The organism is Kitasatospora sp. NBC_01300 (assembly GCF_041435235.1).
Lineage (GTDB): Bacteria > Actinomycetota > Actinomycetes > Streptomycetales > Streptomycetaceae > Kitasatospora.
The window spans coordinates 424,269-439,762 of the sequence record NZ_CP108409.1 but is presented as its reverse complement, the minus strand read 5'-3'; the positions used below and the strand labels follow the sequence as shown (position 1 = coordinate 439,762).

12 protein-coding genes are annotated in these 15,494 nt (G+C 71.7%); 8 read left to right on the top strand and 4 right to left on the bottom strand.

Annotated elements, in window-relative coordinates:
• Positions 1–3 precede the first annotated feature (3 nt).
• Entirely contained in the window at positions 4–531 is a 528-nt protein-coding gene (locus OG556_RS35620; RefSeq protein WP_331743641.1) for a GNAT family protein, read from the bottom strand.
• Positions 532–746: 215 nt separating this feature from the next.
• Between OG556_RS35620 and OG556_RS35615 the strand changes: the two genes are divergently transcribed.
• The 4 genes from OG556_RS35615 (at position 747) to OG556_RS35600 (ending at position 5,157) form a co-directional block, all read left to right on the top strand.
• Positions 747–1,319 (top strand): hypothetical protein, encoded by a 573-nt coding sequence (locus OG556_RS35615; protein ID WP_331743638.1) that lies wholly within the window; start codon positions 747–749, stop codon positions 1,317–1,319.
• Positions 1,320–1,589: 270 nt separating this feature from the next.
• On the top strand, positions 1,590–2,795 hold the full coding sequence (locus OG556_RS35610) for a serine hydrolase domain-containing protein (RefSeq protein WP_331743635.1): 1,206 nt from the start codon (positions 1,590–1,592) through the stop codon (positions 2,793–2,795).
• A 134-nt stretch (positions 2,796–2,929) separates the two neighbouring features.
• Complete coding sequence (locus tag OG556_RS35605) at positions 2,930–4,669, top strand: FAD-binding protein (RefSeq protein ID WP_331743632.1); 1,740 nt, start codon at positions 2,930–2,932, stop codon at positions 4,667–4,669.
• A gap of 125 nt (positions 4,670–4,794) precedes the next feature.
• Positions 4,795–5,157, top strand: coding sequence for a hypothetical protein (locus OG556_RS35600; protein ID WP_331743629.1), 363 nt, complete (start codon positions 4,795–4,797; stop codon positions 5,155–5,157).
• A 205-nt stretch (positions 5,158–5,362) separates the two neighbouring features.
• Here the strand turns inward: OG556_RS35600 and OG556_RS35595 are convergent, their stop codons facing one another.
• The 3 genes from OG556_RS35595 to OG556_RS35585 form a co-directional block, all read right to left on the bottom strand.
• Positions 5,363–6,679: a HAMP domain-containing sensor histidine kinase gene (locus tag OG556_RS35595; RefSeq protein ID WP_331743627.1), complete on the bottom strand. Its 1,317-nt coding sequence runs from the start codon at positions 6,677–6,679 to the stop codon at positions 5,363–5,365.
• Positions 6,679–7,380 carry a response regulator transcription factor gene (locus OG556_RS35590; RefSeq protein ID WP_331743624.1) on the bottom strand — a complete coding sequence of 234 codons (702 nt, stop codon included), beginning with the start codon at positions 7,378–7,380 and terminating at the stop codon, positions 6,679–6,681. The genes OG556_RS35595 and OG556_RS35590 overlap by 1 nt, the downstream gene beginning before the upstream one ends.
• A 70-nt stretch (positions 7,381–7,450) precedes the next feature.
• Entirely contained in the window at positions 7,451–9,067 is a 1,617-nt protein-coding gene (locus OG556_RS35585; protein ID WP_331743621.1) for an alpha/beta hydrolase, read from the bottom strand.
• Between the two features lie 406 nt (positions 9,068–9,473).
• On the opposite strand from OG556_RS35585, the gene OG556_RS35580 reads away from it, so the two are divergent.
• The 4 genes from OG556_RS35580 (at position 9,474) to OG556_RS35565 (ending at position 15,390) form a co-directional block, all read left to right on the top strand.
• Positions 9,474–11,378 carry an ABC transporter substrate-binding protein gene (locus OG556_RS35580; protein WP_331743618.1) on the top strand — a complete coding sequence of 635 codons (1,905 nt, stop codon included), beginning with the start codon at positions 9,474–9,476 and terminating at the stop codon, positions 11,376–11,378.
• Between the two features lie 46 nt (positions 11,379–11,424).
• A complete protein-coding gene (locus tag OG556_RS35575; protein ID WP_331743615.1) occupies positions 11,425–12,369 on the top strand; it encodes an ABC transporter permease in 945 nt (314 codons plus the stop codon).
• Between the two features lie 77 nt (positions 12,370–12,446).
• On the top strand, positions 12,447–13,286 hold the full coding sequence (locus OG556_RS35570; RefSeq protein ID WP_331745393.1) for an ABC transporter permease: 840 nt from the start codon (positions 12,447–12,449) through the stop codon (positions 13,284–13,286).
• A 19-nt stretch (positions 13,287–13,305) separates the two neighbouring features.
• Positions 13,306–15,390, top strand: a complete 2,085-nt coding sequence (locus OG556_RS35565) for an ABC transporter ATP-binding protein (protein ID WP_331743612.1) — start codon at positions 13,306–13,308, stop codon at positions 15,388–15,390.
• Positions 15,391–15,494 lie beyond the last annotated feature (104 nt).

Here is a 15,494-nt window from a genome sequence, read left to right as displayed (position 1 = left end):
CGCTCAGTCGCCGAGGATCCGCTCCCACAGCAGCCCGTCCCGCCAACTGCCGTCGAGGAAGATCGAGGAGTGCGCGACGCCGTACGGACTGAACCCGTGGCGGCGCAGCACCCGGTGCGACGCCACGTTCTCCAGGCTGGTGGACGCCTCGGCGCGGTGCAGCCCGAGTTCGTCCGTCATCACCCGGAGCGCGAGTTCGACGGCTCGCCCGGCGTGCCCCTGGTTCTGGGCGACACTGGCGATCCAGTACCCGAGGGAGCCGCGGCGCAGGTGCGGCTGCGGCAGGATGCCCGCGACGGTGATCTGCCCGACCACCTGGTCGTCGGCGAGCACGACGCCCGGCCAGACCGTGCCGGCCCGGTACCCGGCCAGCAGCCCGTCGATCCGCTCCGCCTGACCCTCCGGAGTGAAGAACTCGGCCGGCTGGGCCGGTTCCCACGGCCGGAAGGCCTCGACGTCCCGCACCCGGTGCGCGGCTATCGGGGCGGCGTCGGCGGTCTCGATCAGACGGATACCGGTACGGCTGCGCATGGGCTGGTCCTCGTCTCGGTGGTCGGATGAGGCGATGTCCACCAACTCGGGTGCGAACATTTTTTGTCAGACCGTCAGGCTAGGGTGCCGGGCATGGTGATCACAGTGCAGAACACCGGCCCGGCATCCGGCCGACATCCCGTGACCGAAAGCCGCCTGCCGTACTCTGCGCAGTGATCGACAAGTACTCACACGCGAGATCTAGGGGCGAGAACATGTCACGGACCGAACTCCACCGACGACGTGCCGTCATCGGGCTCATCACCGGTGCGACGCTGATATCCCTCGCCGGATGCGGATCGTCGAGCCCGGCCAAGAGCGCCACCGCGCCCGGGGCCGCGGTCTCGACGTCCGCGGGTGCGGCGCCGGCCGACGCGGCAGCGCCCCCGGTGGCGGGCGCCCCCACCGGCGCGCCGGGGACGGCCGGCAAGGGCAGCGCCGACGTGGCCTTCAGCGGCGTGGAGTCCGGCTCCATCAAGGCCGCCGACAGCACCTGCACCGTCATCAAGGGCGAGCTGGAGTCCTTCCAGGCGCCGTCGGACCAGAACGCCGGCGGCCCGAGCGTCGCCGGCGTCCAGTCGGGCACCGGCTGGATGATGCCGGTCAGCACCGCCGCCCACGTCGGCGGCTATGTGAAGAACAACGCGACCGGCGTCAAGGCGACGAAGACCGGCGACACCTGGACGGTCACGCTGACGAACACGGAGGTGGCCGCCACCTACGACCTCGGTCAAACGGTCACGCTCAACGGAACGATCACCTGCGGCCAGGTCATCAGCGCCGGCTGACCGGCCGAAGAGCGGGACCTCGTGCCGATGCCGGAGGGAGCCACCAGAACCAGAGGCTCCCCCGGCTGTAGCGCGACCGAGGGTGTGGGCGCATCCCCGGATGCGCCCGCCGGACGACTCCTCACGTACCTCTATGGTGTCCTAAGGTGCAGATTTCGTAAGCCTGTTGAAGGATGGACGGGTCCTCATCCGGAGTGATGCTCCCCAGGTGGCGGCGCTGACAGGCTGACTCGTGGCGAACTCCTGTTCGCCCGAGTGAAGGGAAGCTCCATGTCTCGTCGTCTGACCAGTGCCCTGATCGCAGCCTTCTGTCTGGCGGTGTCCGCGGCACCCGCCTCCGCCGCTGCGGCGGGAGCCGAGGACTCCGCAGCTTCGTCGGCCCGCCTGCGTGGCGGTCCGCTGCAACTCGCCCTCAACGGGCTGACCGACGCCAAGGCGGTGTCCGCGATCGCCGAGGTGCGTGACGGCGACCAGCGGTGGCGCGGCGCCACGGGGGTGACCGACCTGGTCGGTCAGGAGCCCGTCCGTGGTGACGGCCGGTTCCGGATCGGCAGCGTCACCAAGACCTTCGTCGCCACCACGGTGCTGCAACTGGTCGGTGAGCACCGCCTCGGCCTGGAGGACTCGGTGTCGGGCCACCTGCCGGGGCTGGTCCCCAACGGGCAGAACATCACCGTCCGCCAGCTGCTCAACCAGCGCACGGGCCTGTTCGACGCCACCAACTCGGGCACCGACGTCTTCCCCAACCTCAACGACCCGGCCGTCTTCCGTTCGTGGCTGGCCCAGGGCGGGTTGAACCGTACGTTCACCGCGCGCCAGCTGGTGACCGCATCCGTCTCCCACGCGCCGAACTTCGAGCCCGGCACCCAATGGGGCTACTCCAACACCAACTTCAACATCCTCGGCCTGATCATCGAGCAGGTCACCGGGCACCCCTACGGACAGGAGGTCGGCCAGCGCATCCTGCGACCGCTCGGGATGACGAAGACCACGGTCCCCGGCCGTTCCACCACGATCCCCGGCCCGCACGCCCACAGCTACTGGACCACCGTGGACGGCGCCGGCACCGGGAACGTCAAGAAGACCGACTTCGACGTCACGGATCAGAACCCGTCCTGGGCGGGCGCCGCCGGAGAGATCATCTCCACCACCGATGACCTGGTCCGGTTCGAGCAGGCCGTGCTGAAGGGGAAGTTGCTGCGTCCGGCGGAGCAGCGCGAGATGACCACGATGCTCCAGACCGTGCCGGGCTCGCACGACGTCGACTACGGGATGGGGTTGGCGCAGGCGACGCTCTCCTGCACCACCGTGCTGGGCCACAACGGCGGCACCTTCGGCTTCTCCACCCAGCTGTGGGGCAACGCCGACCGCCAGGTCGCGCTCTCCTACACCCCGCGGGGCGATGACGCCGAGCAGACGGCGCAGAACGAGGCGAGCATCAAGTTCCTCGACACCGTCTTCTGCGGCGCCCGCTGAACGTCCGCCGGGGGCGGCCGAGCGCTATGGCCTTTTCCTGATTACACGTCAATTATCGCTATGGTCAGCAGATTTGAATGGCGCGTGCGCCGGTAGCATGCGCTGACGGATGGTCGTTCTGAACGGAGGAAGAGATGGACTGGTCGGCGGACGAACGGCTGGGGCGTCGCCACCTGCTCGCTCGAGCCGGTGCGGTGGCGGTCGGCGGTGCGGTCGCCGGCCTGTCCGGAGGGCCCGCCGAGGCGGCGGGCCCCCAGGGCCCGGGCCCGGCGGGAGAGGGGCCGGCGGGAGGTGGCGGCGGGCCGGAGGGCCGGCCGTTCGGACCGGTCACGGTCCGCCCCGATGACTCCCGCTACGACAGCCTGCTGCGGGGCGACAACTACCGTTTCGTCGGCCGGCCGGAGGAGATCCGCCTGGCCGGCTCCACCGAGCAGGTGGTGCGGGCCGTCGCCGACGCCGTCCGCTCCGGGCGCCGGATCGCCGTGCGCAGCGGCGGCCACTGTTTCGAGAACTTCACCGGCGATCCGGCGGTGCAGCTCCTGCTGGACCTCTCTCCGATGGACGCCGTCGGCTTCGACCCCGCGATGGGTGCCTTCGCGGTGCAGCCGGGGGCGACCCTCGGGCGCGTGTACCGGACCTTGTTCAAGGGCTGGGGCGTGACGATCCCGGCCGGCGGCTGCCCCGAGGTGGGCGCGGGCGGGCATCTGGCCGGCGGCGGGTACGGTCCGCTGTCCCGCGCCTACGGCTCGGTCGTGGACTACCTGTACGCCGTCGAGGTGGTGGTGGCCGACCGGGACGGGACCGTCCGGGCGGTGGTCGCCACCCGGGACCATGGCGATCCGAACCACGAGCTGTGGTGGGCCCATACCGGCGGCGGTGGTGGCAACTTCGGCGTCGTGACCCGCTACTGGCTCCGCTCCCACGACACCCCCGGCCACGACACCCTCGGCCCCGGCACCCCCGGCCCCGGCACCCGCCCCCACGGCGACCCCGCGGCACTCCTGCCGCGCGCCCCGGGCGAGCTTCGGAGGTGCCTGGTCGCCTGGACCTGGGACGAGAGGATGACGGAACGGGCGTTCACCACCCTGCTGCGCAACTACGGCGTCTGGCACGAGCGCAACAGCGAACCGGGCACCCCCGCGGCGAACCTGTACGCGGTCCTCATCGCCGGACACCGCAAGTCCGGCACCCTTGAGCTGGTCGTGCAGATCGACGCGGCCGTTCCGGGTTCCGACGAGGTGCTCACCGACTTCGTGCGCGCGGTGACCGCCGATGTCGGTGCCACCGAACCCGCCGTCCTCCGGGGCATCATGCCCTGGCTGCCCACCAGCACCTGGCCGGGGACGGGCGAGGCCGGCAACTCGATCACCCGACGCTACAAGGACAAGGCCGGCTACCTGCGCCGCTCCCTCACCGATACCCAACTCGCCACCGCCTACCGGCACCTGACGAACGGCGCGGGCGGTACGGAGTGCGGCCTGCTCCTCGTGGGCTACGGCGGCCAGGTCAACGCGGTGCCCCCGTACGCCACCGCCGTCGCCCAGCGCGACTCGGTGATGAAGGCGGTCTACTACACCGTCTGGGCCGACGAGTCGGACGACGCGGCCCACCTGGCCTGGGTCCGCGACTTCTACCGTGAGGTGTACCGCGACACCGGAGGCGTCCCCGTCCCCGGCGAGGTCAGTGACGGCTCCTACATCAACTACGCGGACACCGACCTCGCCGACCCGGAGTGGAACACCTCCGGCACCCCGTGGCACACCCTGTACTACAAAGACAACTACCCCCGCCTGCAGCGGATCAAGGCCCGCTGGGACCCGCGCAACATCTTCCGGCACTCCCTCGCCATCGAACCGCCCGACCGGAGGCCGTGACGAAGGCCCCGGGGAGGCGCGCCGGGGGTTCACTCCCACGAGTGATTGTGACGCTGTGCGCATTGCCGGACACTCAAAGTATTCGGGGAGCTCATGGGAGCTCTCCCGGCGCGAGGGGAGCCGTCATGGCCGCAGCCGAATCTTCCTCCATCGAGGTGCCGCGGATCGAGAGCAGTTCGCAGCCCGCCGAACGCGACCAGGGCCTCGCGGCGATCGGCGGCAACGTCGGCGCCGTGTGGCGGGGGTGGTGGACGTGGACCCCGGGGAACGGGACGTTCAACCTCCAGATCGCCTGGAACGTCATCGGGATCGACTCGACGGTCGTCATCACGGCCTCCGAGATCGACAGCAACGGCAACCGCTTCGTCGGCGCGGCGCCCTTCCAGGTGTCGAGCATCGCCCCCGGCAACGGCGTGGTGACGTTCAAGATCAACATCGGCTGGGGCAGTGCGCTGCCGATGCGCACCGACGTGCTGGTCTTCAACTGAGCACACCTCTCCCGAACACACCTCCCCGGCCGCGCAGGCCGGGAGCCGTACCGATCCGGTGACGACCGGCATGGCCCGCCCCGTGGCGGTTCCGGGTTCGCCCGAACCGCCACGGGGCGGCGCCCGTTCTCCAGTCGATCACCCTGGTGGCGCGCTTACCCGGGGCGCAGGGCCTCGTCACGGCCCCGGGAGCCCGGGCGGGCCGTCAGTCCTCCGGCGCGGGTGGCAGGTGGAAGCCGACCTCGGCGCCGCCGGAGGGGGTGGCGGTGGCGAAGACGGTGCCGTGGTCGGCGGCGACGAGGTCGTGGACGATGGCCAGGCCCAGCCCCGAGCCCGGGGTCGACTGGGTGCCGGCGGCGCGGTAGAAGCGCTCGAAGACGGCCTGCCGGTCGCCGGGGGCGATGCCGGGCCCGTGGTCGCGCACGGCCAGCCGGGTGCCGGTGACGTGGACCTCCACCGGGGTGCCGTCCGGGCTGAACTTGACGGCGTTGCCGACCAGGTTGTCCACGCAGCGCTGCAGCGCGCGCGGGCGGGCCCGCACCGGCGCGGGCCGTTCGGCGGTGACGGTGATCTCGCGGCCGGTGCGGCGCCGGAAGCGCCGGGCGCTGTCCTCGGCGGCGGCCGTCAGGTCCACCGGCTCCGGGTCCTCCACGGTCTGCTGGTCGGTGGCCAACTCGACGAGCTCGCGCACGAGTTCGTCGAGTGCGACGGTTTCGGTGACCAGGGTGGCGAGGATCTGCTCCTCGTCCGCGGGGGCGAGCCGGCCGCGGGCGCGCTGGAGGAGTTCGGCGCAGCCGCGTACCGAGGTCAGCGGGGTGCGCAGCTCGTGGCTGGCGTCCTGGACCAGGCGCTGCTGCTGGTCGCGGGAGCGGCGCAGGGCGCCGACCATCGCCTCGAAGGCGCGGGTGAGGCGGCCGACCTCGTCGCGTCCGGCGGCGGGCAGCGGGGTGGCCAGGTCGCGGGTGGTGGTGATGTGTTCGGCGGCGCGGGCCAGGCGTCGCACCGGGCGCAGGATCCGGCCGAGGACGAGCCAGCTGAGCAGCGCGGAGGCGGCCGCGGCCGCGGCGCTGGTCCAGGTGATGCGGCGCAGGAACGCGTCGTCGACGTTCTGCGCCCCGGCGTAGGTCTGGCCGATCATCACCGCGCCCTGTCCGTCGGGGCGGGCCTTGGTGAGGATGCCGTAGGGGGTGCCGTCGACGGTGGCGTCCTCCTGGTGGGCGCCCTGTGCGGTACGGGCCACCTCCCGGGCCCGGTCCGAGACCGGCAGCGCCGGGCCGTCCGGGGCCCCCAGGGGCCGGGTGGTGCCGTCGGGCAGCAGCAGCTGTTCGACGGTGTCGGGCCGTGCGGGCGGGGGGCGGTCGAGGTCCAGGGCGGCGAGCACGGTGTGGGCCCGGTCCTCCAGGCTCCGGTCGAGCTGGTCGGCGACCAGGGTGCTGACGCCGTGGTAGGCGGCGGTGACGGGCACGGCGATGGCCAGCAGGACGGAGGCGAGGACCACGAGGCCGATCCTGGTGCGCAGCATCAGGCGGTCCTGGCGGTGTAGCCGACGTTGCGCACGGTGTGGATCAGCCGCGCCGCGCCGCCGTCCTCGGTCTTGCGGCGCAGGTAGCCGATGTAGACGTCGAGGGAGCGCGAGTCGGTGTCGAAGTCGTAGCCCCAGATGCGTTCGTAGATCTGGTGGCGGGTCAGGACGGTGCCCTGGTTGCGCAGGAGCAGTTCCAGCAGGTCGAACTCGGTCTTGGTCAGGTCGAGCCGGCGCCCGCCGCGGTGGGCCTGACGGGCGCCGGGGTCCAGGGCGAGGTCGTCGAGGCCGAGTTCGGCGCTCTCGCCGCCGAGCGGCTCGGTGCGGCGCAGCAGGGCGCGTATGCGGGCGAGGAGTTCCTCGGTGGCGAAGGGCTTGGCCAGGTAGTCGTCGGCGCCGGCGTCGAGCCCGGCGACCCGGTCGCCGAGCTGGTGGCGGGCGGTGAGGACCAGGACGGGCAGGCGGTCGCCGCGCCGGCGCAGCATCCGGCACAGCGCGAGGCCGTCGAGGCGGGGCATGACCACGTCCACCACGGCGAGGTCGGGGCGCCGGTGCTCCAGGAGCTCCAGGGCCTCCTGTCCGTCGGCGGTGGTGAGTACCCGGTAGCCCTCGAAGCGGAGCAGGTGGTCGAGGGTGCTGCGGACGCCGGGGTCGTCCTCGACGACCAGGACGGTGCGCCGGGCGGCGGTGGGATCTGTCATGGTGTCATTTTCGCTGGTGGCGGGCGTGGTCATGCCGGTCGGGGGCAGTCGAGGGCGGTAGGTCAGCGGGTCAGCGGGGGACCGGGACGACGGGGACCGGGGGGATGTGCGCGAGGCAGGAGGTGTCGCCGACCGTGCCGGTGCGGATGAAGTGGGTGGAGATGTCCACCGCGCAGCCGGTGGACTCCATCTCCGGGATGTGCCCGCTGTTGGGCACGGAGACGAAGGCGCTGCGGCGGAACTGGGCTGCGGAGAGGCGGGAGTTGGCCTCGGGGGTGTTGGTGTCGAGGTCTCCGGAGAGCACCAGGACGGGCACGTCGGGCACGTTCTTCAGGTCGGTCGGCTGCGGGGCGGCGGTGCCGCGGCGCGGCCAGGACAGGCAGTTGTCGCCGCCGTCGGTCTGTCCCTCGGTCCAGCCCTTGACGCTGAACGCCCCGAAGTCGGCCGGGTTTGCGGCGGCCAGGGCGGCCCGGTACTGGCGGCGGCGCTCGGCGGGCGGGGCGGCCGGGTCCCAGGCGCGGGCGTAGTCGTTGCAGGTGACGGCGAGGAAGGAGGCCTGGTCCTCGGTGCCGGTGTGCTCGACCTCGGCGCGGACCAGGGCGGTCAGCGGTGCGTCGTCGCCCGCGGCGAGGGCGTGCAGGGCGGCCGGCAGCGCGCCGAGCAGGCCGGGCTCCTCGGGGTGCAGGCCGATGCCCCGGGTGGCGGGCTCGTACATCAGGTCGGCGAGCTTGTCCTCGCTGAAGACCACGGTGCGCGGCCTGCCGCCGAGGGAGGCGGTGAGCACCAGCGGGCGGGTGCGCAGCCGCTCGGTGGTGGCGGCGAGGTCGCGGACGGCGCCGTCCGGGTCGCAGGCCCCGCTGCGCTCGCAGATCCGGCGCAGCGTCAGGGAGACCTGCTGGGCGCCGGGCCGGGCCAGGGAGTCGAAGGCGAGCGGGTAGGCGCCGGAGAGCACCATCGACTCGACCCGCTGGGGGTGGCGGTCGGCGTAGACCGGCATCAGGTAGGTGCCGTACGACAGGCCGTACAGGACGAGCTTGGGGGCGCCCAGGCGCGCGCGGGCGGCATCGAGGTCGTCGGCGGTGGCGGCGCTGGTGTAGCCGCGGGCGCGCGGGCCGAGTTCCCCGGCGCAGTCGGCGACGAGCTGGCGCTGGGCGGGGCGCGGGGCGAAGCGGTAGTCGGCCTCGGTGACGTCGCAGGGGAGCCGGCCGGAGCGGCCGGTGCCGCGCGGGTCCAGCAGGAGCAGGTCGTAGTCGTCCAGCACCCCCTGGAGTGCCCCGGCCACCTGGTCGGCGCGGTCGATGAGGGTTTCGCCGGGGCCGCCGGGGTTGAGCGCGATGGTGCCCCGGGCGGGGCCGGGGCGGCTGTGGCGCACCACCGCGTAGCTCACGCCGATGCCGCCCAGGTGCGGCTCGTCCGCGACCAGCGGGCGGCGCATGGTGGTGCAGTCGACCTGGTGCCCGGGGACGGTCGGGCACCACGTGGGCCGGCCCGCCGCTCCGGTGGGGGCGGCCTGCGCGGGCGAGGCGGTGGTGACCGGCAGTACCGCCGCCAGCACCGCCAGCGCGGCGGCGGCCAGCCTGCCCCGGCGGGCCGGCTTCTTCGCCCGGCCCGCGGTCGCGTCCGTCGCCGTGCCGGCCGTCTCCGCCGCCGTGCTCGCCGCCATGCTCGTCGCCGTGTTCGTCGTCATCGTGGTGCCCTCCGTACGTCCTGCGGTCGGTGTGGGCACGACCCTGCCGGGTGCCGGTCAGCGGTTCGGCAGAGCGACGGCAAAGGCGTGTAAGAACTCCGGCCCGGTCCCGGGTGTGAGAACCGTGTATGGCCCCAAGATCCTTTCCTTGATGGAAACTTGACGAACACGAGTCGTCCCCAAGGCTTCTCTCTGTTCGAAAAATCGGTCTAACTAATAGCACCGAACGGGGCAGGGCCAGCACGCGGCAAGCGGCTGAAGCCCGCGGACGCCGGTGCCTTCCCGCCGTCGGGAAAGCCGCTCACCTTGCCCGACCACGGCATCGCCATGCCCGCGTCGGCGAACCGTCAGGTCGCGCAAGGAAAGAACTCGTGGTGTTCACGTGGGGGAGAGGGGCAAGTCAAGGATGACGAAGTCCGCAGGAGCGCGCAGATTCGCGCAGGTGGTGGCGCTGGTCACGGTCGTGGCAACCGCCGCGGCCTGCACCGGCGGTGGTGGGGGCGGCGGCAGCGGCAACCCGGGGCCGGCCGGAGCGGCGGTGCAGGGGGGTGTGGTGCGGGTCGCCGAGGCGCCCTCCACCTTCCCGGACGCCATCTGGCCGTTCGACTCCCCGTCCCAGGTCAGCACGGTGAACACCAGCCAGTTCCAGCAGCTGTTCTACCGCCCCCTGTACTACTGGGGCCTGAACGACAAGGTCACCCTCGACCCGGAGGTGTCCCTCGGCGAGGCGCCCACCTGGAGCGCGGACGGCAAGACCGTCACCGTCCAGGCCAAGCCGTGGAAGTGGTCCAACGGCGAGGACGTCAACGCCCAGGACGTGCTGTTCTGGATCAACATGGCCAAGGCCGAGTCGTCCAACAGCGGCTACTACACCCCGCCGAACCCGGCGATCGGCGCCAAGTACTTCCCGGACAACGTCGATTCGGCGACCGCCTCGGGACAGACCCTGACGCTGACCCTCAACACCCCGGTCAACCAGACCTGGTTCACCGACGACGAGCTCAGCCAGATCACCCCGATGCCGCTCGCCTGGGACCTCACCGGCCAGGGGCAGAAGGGCAGTTGCGCGAGCGACGTGTTCGGTTCGGACGCCGCCGCGAAGGACTGCGCGGCCGACTACGCCTACCTCAGCGCGCAGTCGACCAAGGGCGGCGACTTCGCGGGCAGCCCGCTGTGGTCGGTGGTCGACGGCCCGTGGAAGCTCAAGAACTACAACGGCACCTCCGGCGCCTACGGGATCGTGCCGAACACCGCCTACTCGGGCCCGCAGAAACCGCACCTCGACGAGGTGGACTTCGTCCCCTACACCTCGGCCACCACGGAGTACGCGGACCTGAAGGCCGGCAGCGGCGGCGCCAACGCCATCGACGTCGGCTACCTGCCGGCCGAGAACTCCCCGACCTTCAACGCCAAGAACCCGGACGCGGGCAACCCGCTGAGCAACGCGGGCTACTACATCCCGGCCCCGACCTACCTGGACGAGATCTCGTACTACCAGATCAACTTCGCCAACCCGGCCGTGGGACCGCTGTTCAAGCAGCCCTACTTCACCAAGGCCGTCCAGGACACCGTGGACCAGCAGGGCATCATCAACGGCATCTGGAAGGGCTGGGGCTACCCGACCACCGGCGCCGTGCCCAGCCTCCCGGCCGGCAACCCGCTCTCCCCCAAGAGCCAGTCCGAGCGGGCGACCTACGACCCGGCGGCCGCCAAACAGCTGCTGAACAGCCACGGCTGGAACACCGACAGCGTCCCGGCCACCTGCACCGACCCGGGCACCGGCCCGAACCAGTGCGGCGCCGGCATCGCGGCGGGCACCAAGGCCGCGTTCACGCTCGACTACCCCTCCGGCCAGGCCGCGCTGGACACCATGGCGGCGGACATGCGCTCGGACGCGGCCAAGGCGGGCATCGGCATCACCATGGTCAGCCAGACCCAGAACACCATCGGCAACGAGGGCGTGGCCTGCAGCGACGCACAGCCGGCCGGCTGCCAGTGGCAGGGCCTGCTCTACGGCGGCTGGGTCTACGCCCCCGACTACTACCCGACCGGCGACGCGCTGTTCGCCACCGGAGCCGGGCCGAACGTCTGGAGCTTCTCCGACCCGAAGCTGGACCAGCTGATCGTCAAGACCACCACCGGCAGCGACGTCAACGACCTGTACGCCTACGAGGACTACATCGCGGGCGTCCAGCCGGTCATCTACACCCCCAACACACTCGCGATCAGCGAGGTCACCAAGAAGCTGCACCTCGACGCCGGTGACCCCTTCCAGGGCTACGAGCCGGAGTACTGGTACTACACGAAATGACGGCCATCCGTGACGGCGTCACCGCTGCCCCCCTCGGGGGGCGGCGGTGACGGCCTACCTCATCCGACGGCTGTTCCAGGCCCTCCTGACGGTGCTGATGGTCACCGTCATCTCCTTCGGCCTGATGCAGCTCATGCCGGGCGGCCCGGTCCGAGCGATCCTCGGCTCCCACGCCACCCCGGCCAACATCGCCCACCTGACCCAGCAGATGGGTCTGGACCGCCCCGTCTACGTGCAGTACTGGACCTGGCTGGACGGCCTGCTGCACGGCAACCTGGGCTTCGACTACATCCAGCAGCGCCCGATCTCCGACCTGCTGTTCAACGCCCTCGGCGCCTCCGCCTACATCGTCGGCGCCTCGCTGCTGCTCGCACTGCTGATCGCGGTGCCGGCGGGCCTGCTCCAGGCCACCCGCCGCAACAGCGTGCTGGACCACGCCTTCACGGTGTTCTCCTTCGTCGCCTACGGCGTGCCGACGTTCTTCATCGGCTTCCTGATCCAGCAGTGGTTCGAGGACGACCTGCACTGGGTCTCGGTGCAGGACCAGGTGGCCACCTTCGGCGACGCGCTCACCCACCCCGGGGCCGTCTGCCTGCCCGTCCTGACCCTGACCGTCACCACCGTGGCCGGCTACAGCCGCTACATGCGCTCCGGGGTCCTGGACCAGATCACCCAGGACTACGTGCGGTCCGCCCAGGCCAAGGGCGCCTCCCGGCGCCGCACCCTGTACGGCCACGTGCTGCGCAACGCCCTGATCCCGATGGTCACCCTGGTCGGCCTCTCGCTGCCCGCGCTGGTCGGCGGCGCGCTGATCGTCGAGTACGTCTTCAACATCCAGGGCATCGGCCTGCTGACCACCCGTGCCGCGCTGCAGAACGACTACGGCATCACCCTGGCGGCCACCCTGCTCACCGCGGTGACCACCGTGATCGGCTCGCTGCTGGCCGACCTCGGCTACGCCGTGCTGGACCCACGAGTGAGGCTCACCTGATGGCCCTGACACACGATTCGGCGGAAGGCTGGCCCGCCTCCGCCCCGGGCGGGGAGCCGGCCGGGCGGCCCCGCTCGATGCTGCGGCGCGGCGCGGAGGTCTTCGCCGAGAACAGGCTGGCCCTGGTCGCCGTCGCCGTCCTGGTCGCGATCATCGCCTTCTGCTTCCTCGGCCCGCTGTTCTACCACGCCGACACCTCGGTGGTGAACCTCTCCGCCGTCACCCTGCCGCCGGGCGCCGGGCACCCGCTCGGCACGGACAACGACGGCATCGACGAGCTCGGCAAGGTGATGGTCGGCGGGCAGACCAGCCTGGAGATCGGCCTCGCCGCCGGCCTGATCGCCGCCGTCCTCGGCGCGCTCTACGGCGCGGTCGCGGGCTACCTGGGCGGCTGGATCGACGCGCTGATGATGCGGGTGATCGACTCCTTCATGTCCTTCCCGCTGATCTTCCTGCTGATCTACCTCAGCAGCGTCTACGGGAAGAGCAAGGCCATGCTGATCCTGGAGGTCGGCCTGACCTCCTGGTTCGGCATCACCCGCCTGGTCCGCGGCGAGGCCCTGGCCATCAAGGTCCGCGAGTACGTCGCCGCGTCCCGGATGATGGGCGCGGGCGGGCGGCGGATCGTGCTCAAGCACATCCTGCCCAACACCATCGGCACGACGATCGTCAACACCACGTTCTCGATCGCCGACGCGGTCTTCGCCCTGTCCACGCTCAGCTACATCGGCCTGGGACTCCAGGCCCCCAACAACGACCTGGGCGGCATGCTCGACGTCGGCACCACCTTCGCCGGCCAGGGCTGCTGGTGGATGATCTATCCGCCCGCCGCCGTGATCATCCTGATCATCCTGTGCTTCAACGTGATCGGCGACGCCCTGCGCGACGCCTTCGAAACCCGGCTGCAGAAGCGGTGAACCCGACGGAGGATCAGCAGTGGCGCTCCTCGAAGTGACCGGCCTGCGCACCGAGATCCGGCTGAAGCGCTCGGTGGTGCACGCCCTGGACGGCGTCGACCTCGCGGTGGACGTCGGCGAGACCCTCGGCATCGTCGGCGAGTCGGGCTGCGGCAAGACCATGACCGCCATGTCGATCATGCAGCTGCTGCCGAACGGCGGCAGCGTCGTCGACGGCCGGGTCCGGCTCGACGGCCGCGACCTGCTCGCGCTCGGCCCCGAGAAGATGGACCGGGTGCGCGGCAACGACATCGGGATGATCTTCCAGGACCCGACCACCTCGCTCAACCCGACGATGACCATCGGCCGGCAGATCTCCGAGTCCGTGCGCATCCACCGCCGGGCCTCCCGGAAGGAGGCGCACGAGCGCGCCGTCGAGGTGCTGTCCCTGGTGGGGATGCCCAGCCCGGCCCAGCGGGCCCTGGTCTACCCGCACGAACTGTCCGGCGGGATGCGCCAACGGGCCATGATCGCCATGGCCCTGGCCAACGAGCCAAAACTGCTCATCGCCGACGAGCCGACCACCGCCCTCGATGTCACCGTCCAGAAGCAGATCCTCGAACTCATCGACCACCTCAAGCAGCAGCTCGGCATGGCCGTCATCCTCGTCACCCACGACCTCGGCGTCATCGCCGGACGGGCCGACCGGATCGCCGTCATGTACGCCGGGAAGGTCGTCGAGACCACCAGGACCGAGGAGCTCTACACCAACCCCCGCCACCCGTACACCGAGGCACTGTTCGAATCGCTGCCGGAACGTTTCGCCGAGTCCGGCGGCCGGCTCTACTCGATCCCCGGCCTGCCGCCGGACCTGACCACCCCGCCGCCCGGCTGCCGCTTCGCCGCACGCTGCCGCTACGCCACCGAGCAGTGCCACGCGCAGGAGCCGCCGCTGTCCGGGGAGACCCCGGAACACCGCTACGCCTGCTACTTCCCGGTCGGCGAGGCCGAGCCGGGCGGCCGCCCCACCGCCGCGGCACCGCCGCAGCCGGAGACGGCGGCACGGGCCCAGGCGGCGGTACGGGCCCCCGCGGCGCCCGGGGACGCACCGGCCGAGCCGCTGCTGCGCATCGACAACCTGGTCAAGGAGTACGCGGTGACCAGCGGCCTGATCCTGCGCCGGGCCGTCGGCGCGGTCAGCGCCGTGGCCGACATCTCCCTGACGGTCCGCCGGGGAGAGACGCTCGGCCTGGTCGGCGAGTCCGGCTGCGGCAAGACCACCGTCGGCAAGCTCATCGTCGGCCTGGAGCGGCCCACCAGCGGCAGCCTGGTGTTCGAGGGCCGGGACCTGGCCCTGGTGCCACGGGCCGAGCGGCGCCGACTGCGCCGGGACGTCCAGCTCATGTTCCAGGACTCCTACGCGGCGATGAACCCCCGGATGCCCGTCCAATCGATCATGCGCGAGCCGCTGGACATCCACCGGGTCGACGGCCAGGCCGAGCGCGACCGGCGGATCCGGCAGATCTTCGACCTGGTCGGCCTGCCGCTCACCGCCCTGGACCGCTACCCGCACGAGTTCTCCGGCGGCCAGCGCCAGCGCATCGGACTGGCCCGCGCACTGGCCCTGCGCCCCAAGCTCATCGTCGCGGACGAGCCCGTCTCGGCCTTGGACGTCTCGATCCAGTCGCAGGTCCTCAACCTGATGAGCGACCTTCAGGGCGAACTCGGACTGTCGTACCTGTTCATCTCGCACGACCTGTCCGTGGTCCGGTACCTCTCCGACCGGATCGGCGTGATGTACCTGGGCAAACTGGTCGAGATCGGCCCAGCCCCGTCGGTGTACGCCCGCCCGGTGCACCACTACACCCGCGGCCTGCTGGACACCATCCCGGTGGCCGACCCGGTAGTGGAGAAGGCCAAGAGCAGCCGGGGCGTCGCCGGGGAACTCCCGTCCGCGATCGACCCGCCGTCCGGCTGCCGCTTCCGCACCCGCTGCGCGGCGGCGCAGCAGATCTGCGCGGAGGTCGAGCCACCGCTGACCGCCTTCGGCCCCGACGACCACCTGGCCGCCTGCCACTTCCCCCTGCGGCCCGCCCCCGATCCCCTCGGCCCGCAGGCCGGCTGACGGGGCTTCGCCCGCCGACGCCTCGCCCGACGCCCGGGAGCGGGATCGGGGCCGGAAGCCCGGGCCCGGGCTGCTCATCCGTTCGGGTGAGGCGAGGTTGGACG

What these genes read in the sequence shown, in the direction of transcription:
- OG556_RS35580 (WP_331743618.1), top strand. Translation starts at nt 9,474, where the DNA reads ATGACGAAGTCCGCAGGAGCGCGCAGATTCGCGCAGGTGGTGGCGCTG.
- OG556_RS35600 (WP_331743629.1), top strand. Translation starts at nt 4,795, where the DNA reads ATGGCCGCAGCCGAATCTTCCTCCATCGAGGTGCCGCGGATCGAGAGC.
- OG556_RS35570 (WP_331745393.1), top strand. Translation starts at nt 12,447, where the DNA reads ATGCTGCGGCGCGGCGCGGAGGTCTTCGCCGAGAACAGGCTGGCCCTG.
- OG556_RS35595 (WP_331743627.1), bottom strand. Translation starts at nt 6,679, where the DNA reads ATGCTGCGCACCAGGATCGGCCTCGTGGTCCTCGCCTCCGTCCTGCTG.
- OG556_RS35585 (WP_331743621.1), bottom strand. Translation starts at nt 9,067, where the DNA reads ATGACGACGAACACGGCGACGAGCATGGCGGCGAGCACGGCGGCGGAG.
- OG556_RS35590 (WP_331743624.1), bottom strand. Translation starts at nt 7,380, where the DNA reads ATGACAGATCCCACCGCCGCCCGGCGCACCGTCCTGGTCGTCGAGGAC.
- OG556_RS35620 (WP_331743641.1), bottom strand. Translation starts at nt 531, where the DNA reads ATGCGCAGCCGTACCGGTATCCGTCTGATCGAGACCGCCGACGCCGCC.
- OG556_RS35605 (WP_331743632.1), top strand. Translation starts at nt 2,930, where the DNA reads ATGGACTGGTCGGCGGACGAACGGCTGGGGCGTCGCCACCTGCTCGCT.
- OG556_RS35610 (WP_331743635.1), top strand. Translation starts at nt 1,590, where the DNA reads ATGTCTCGTCGTCTGACCAGTGCCCTGATCGCAGCCTTCTGTCTGGCG.
- OG556_RS35615 (WP_331743638.1), top strand. Translation starts at nt 747, where the DNA reads ATGTCACGGACCGAACTCCACCGACGACGTGCCGTCATCGGGCTCATC.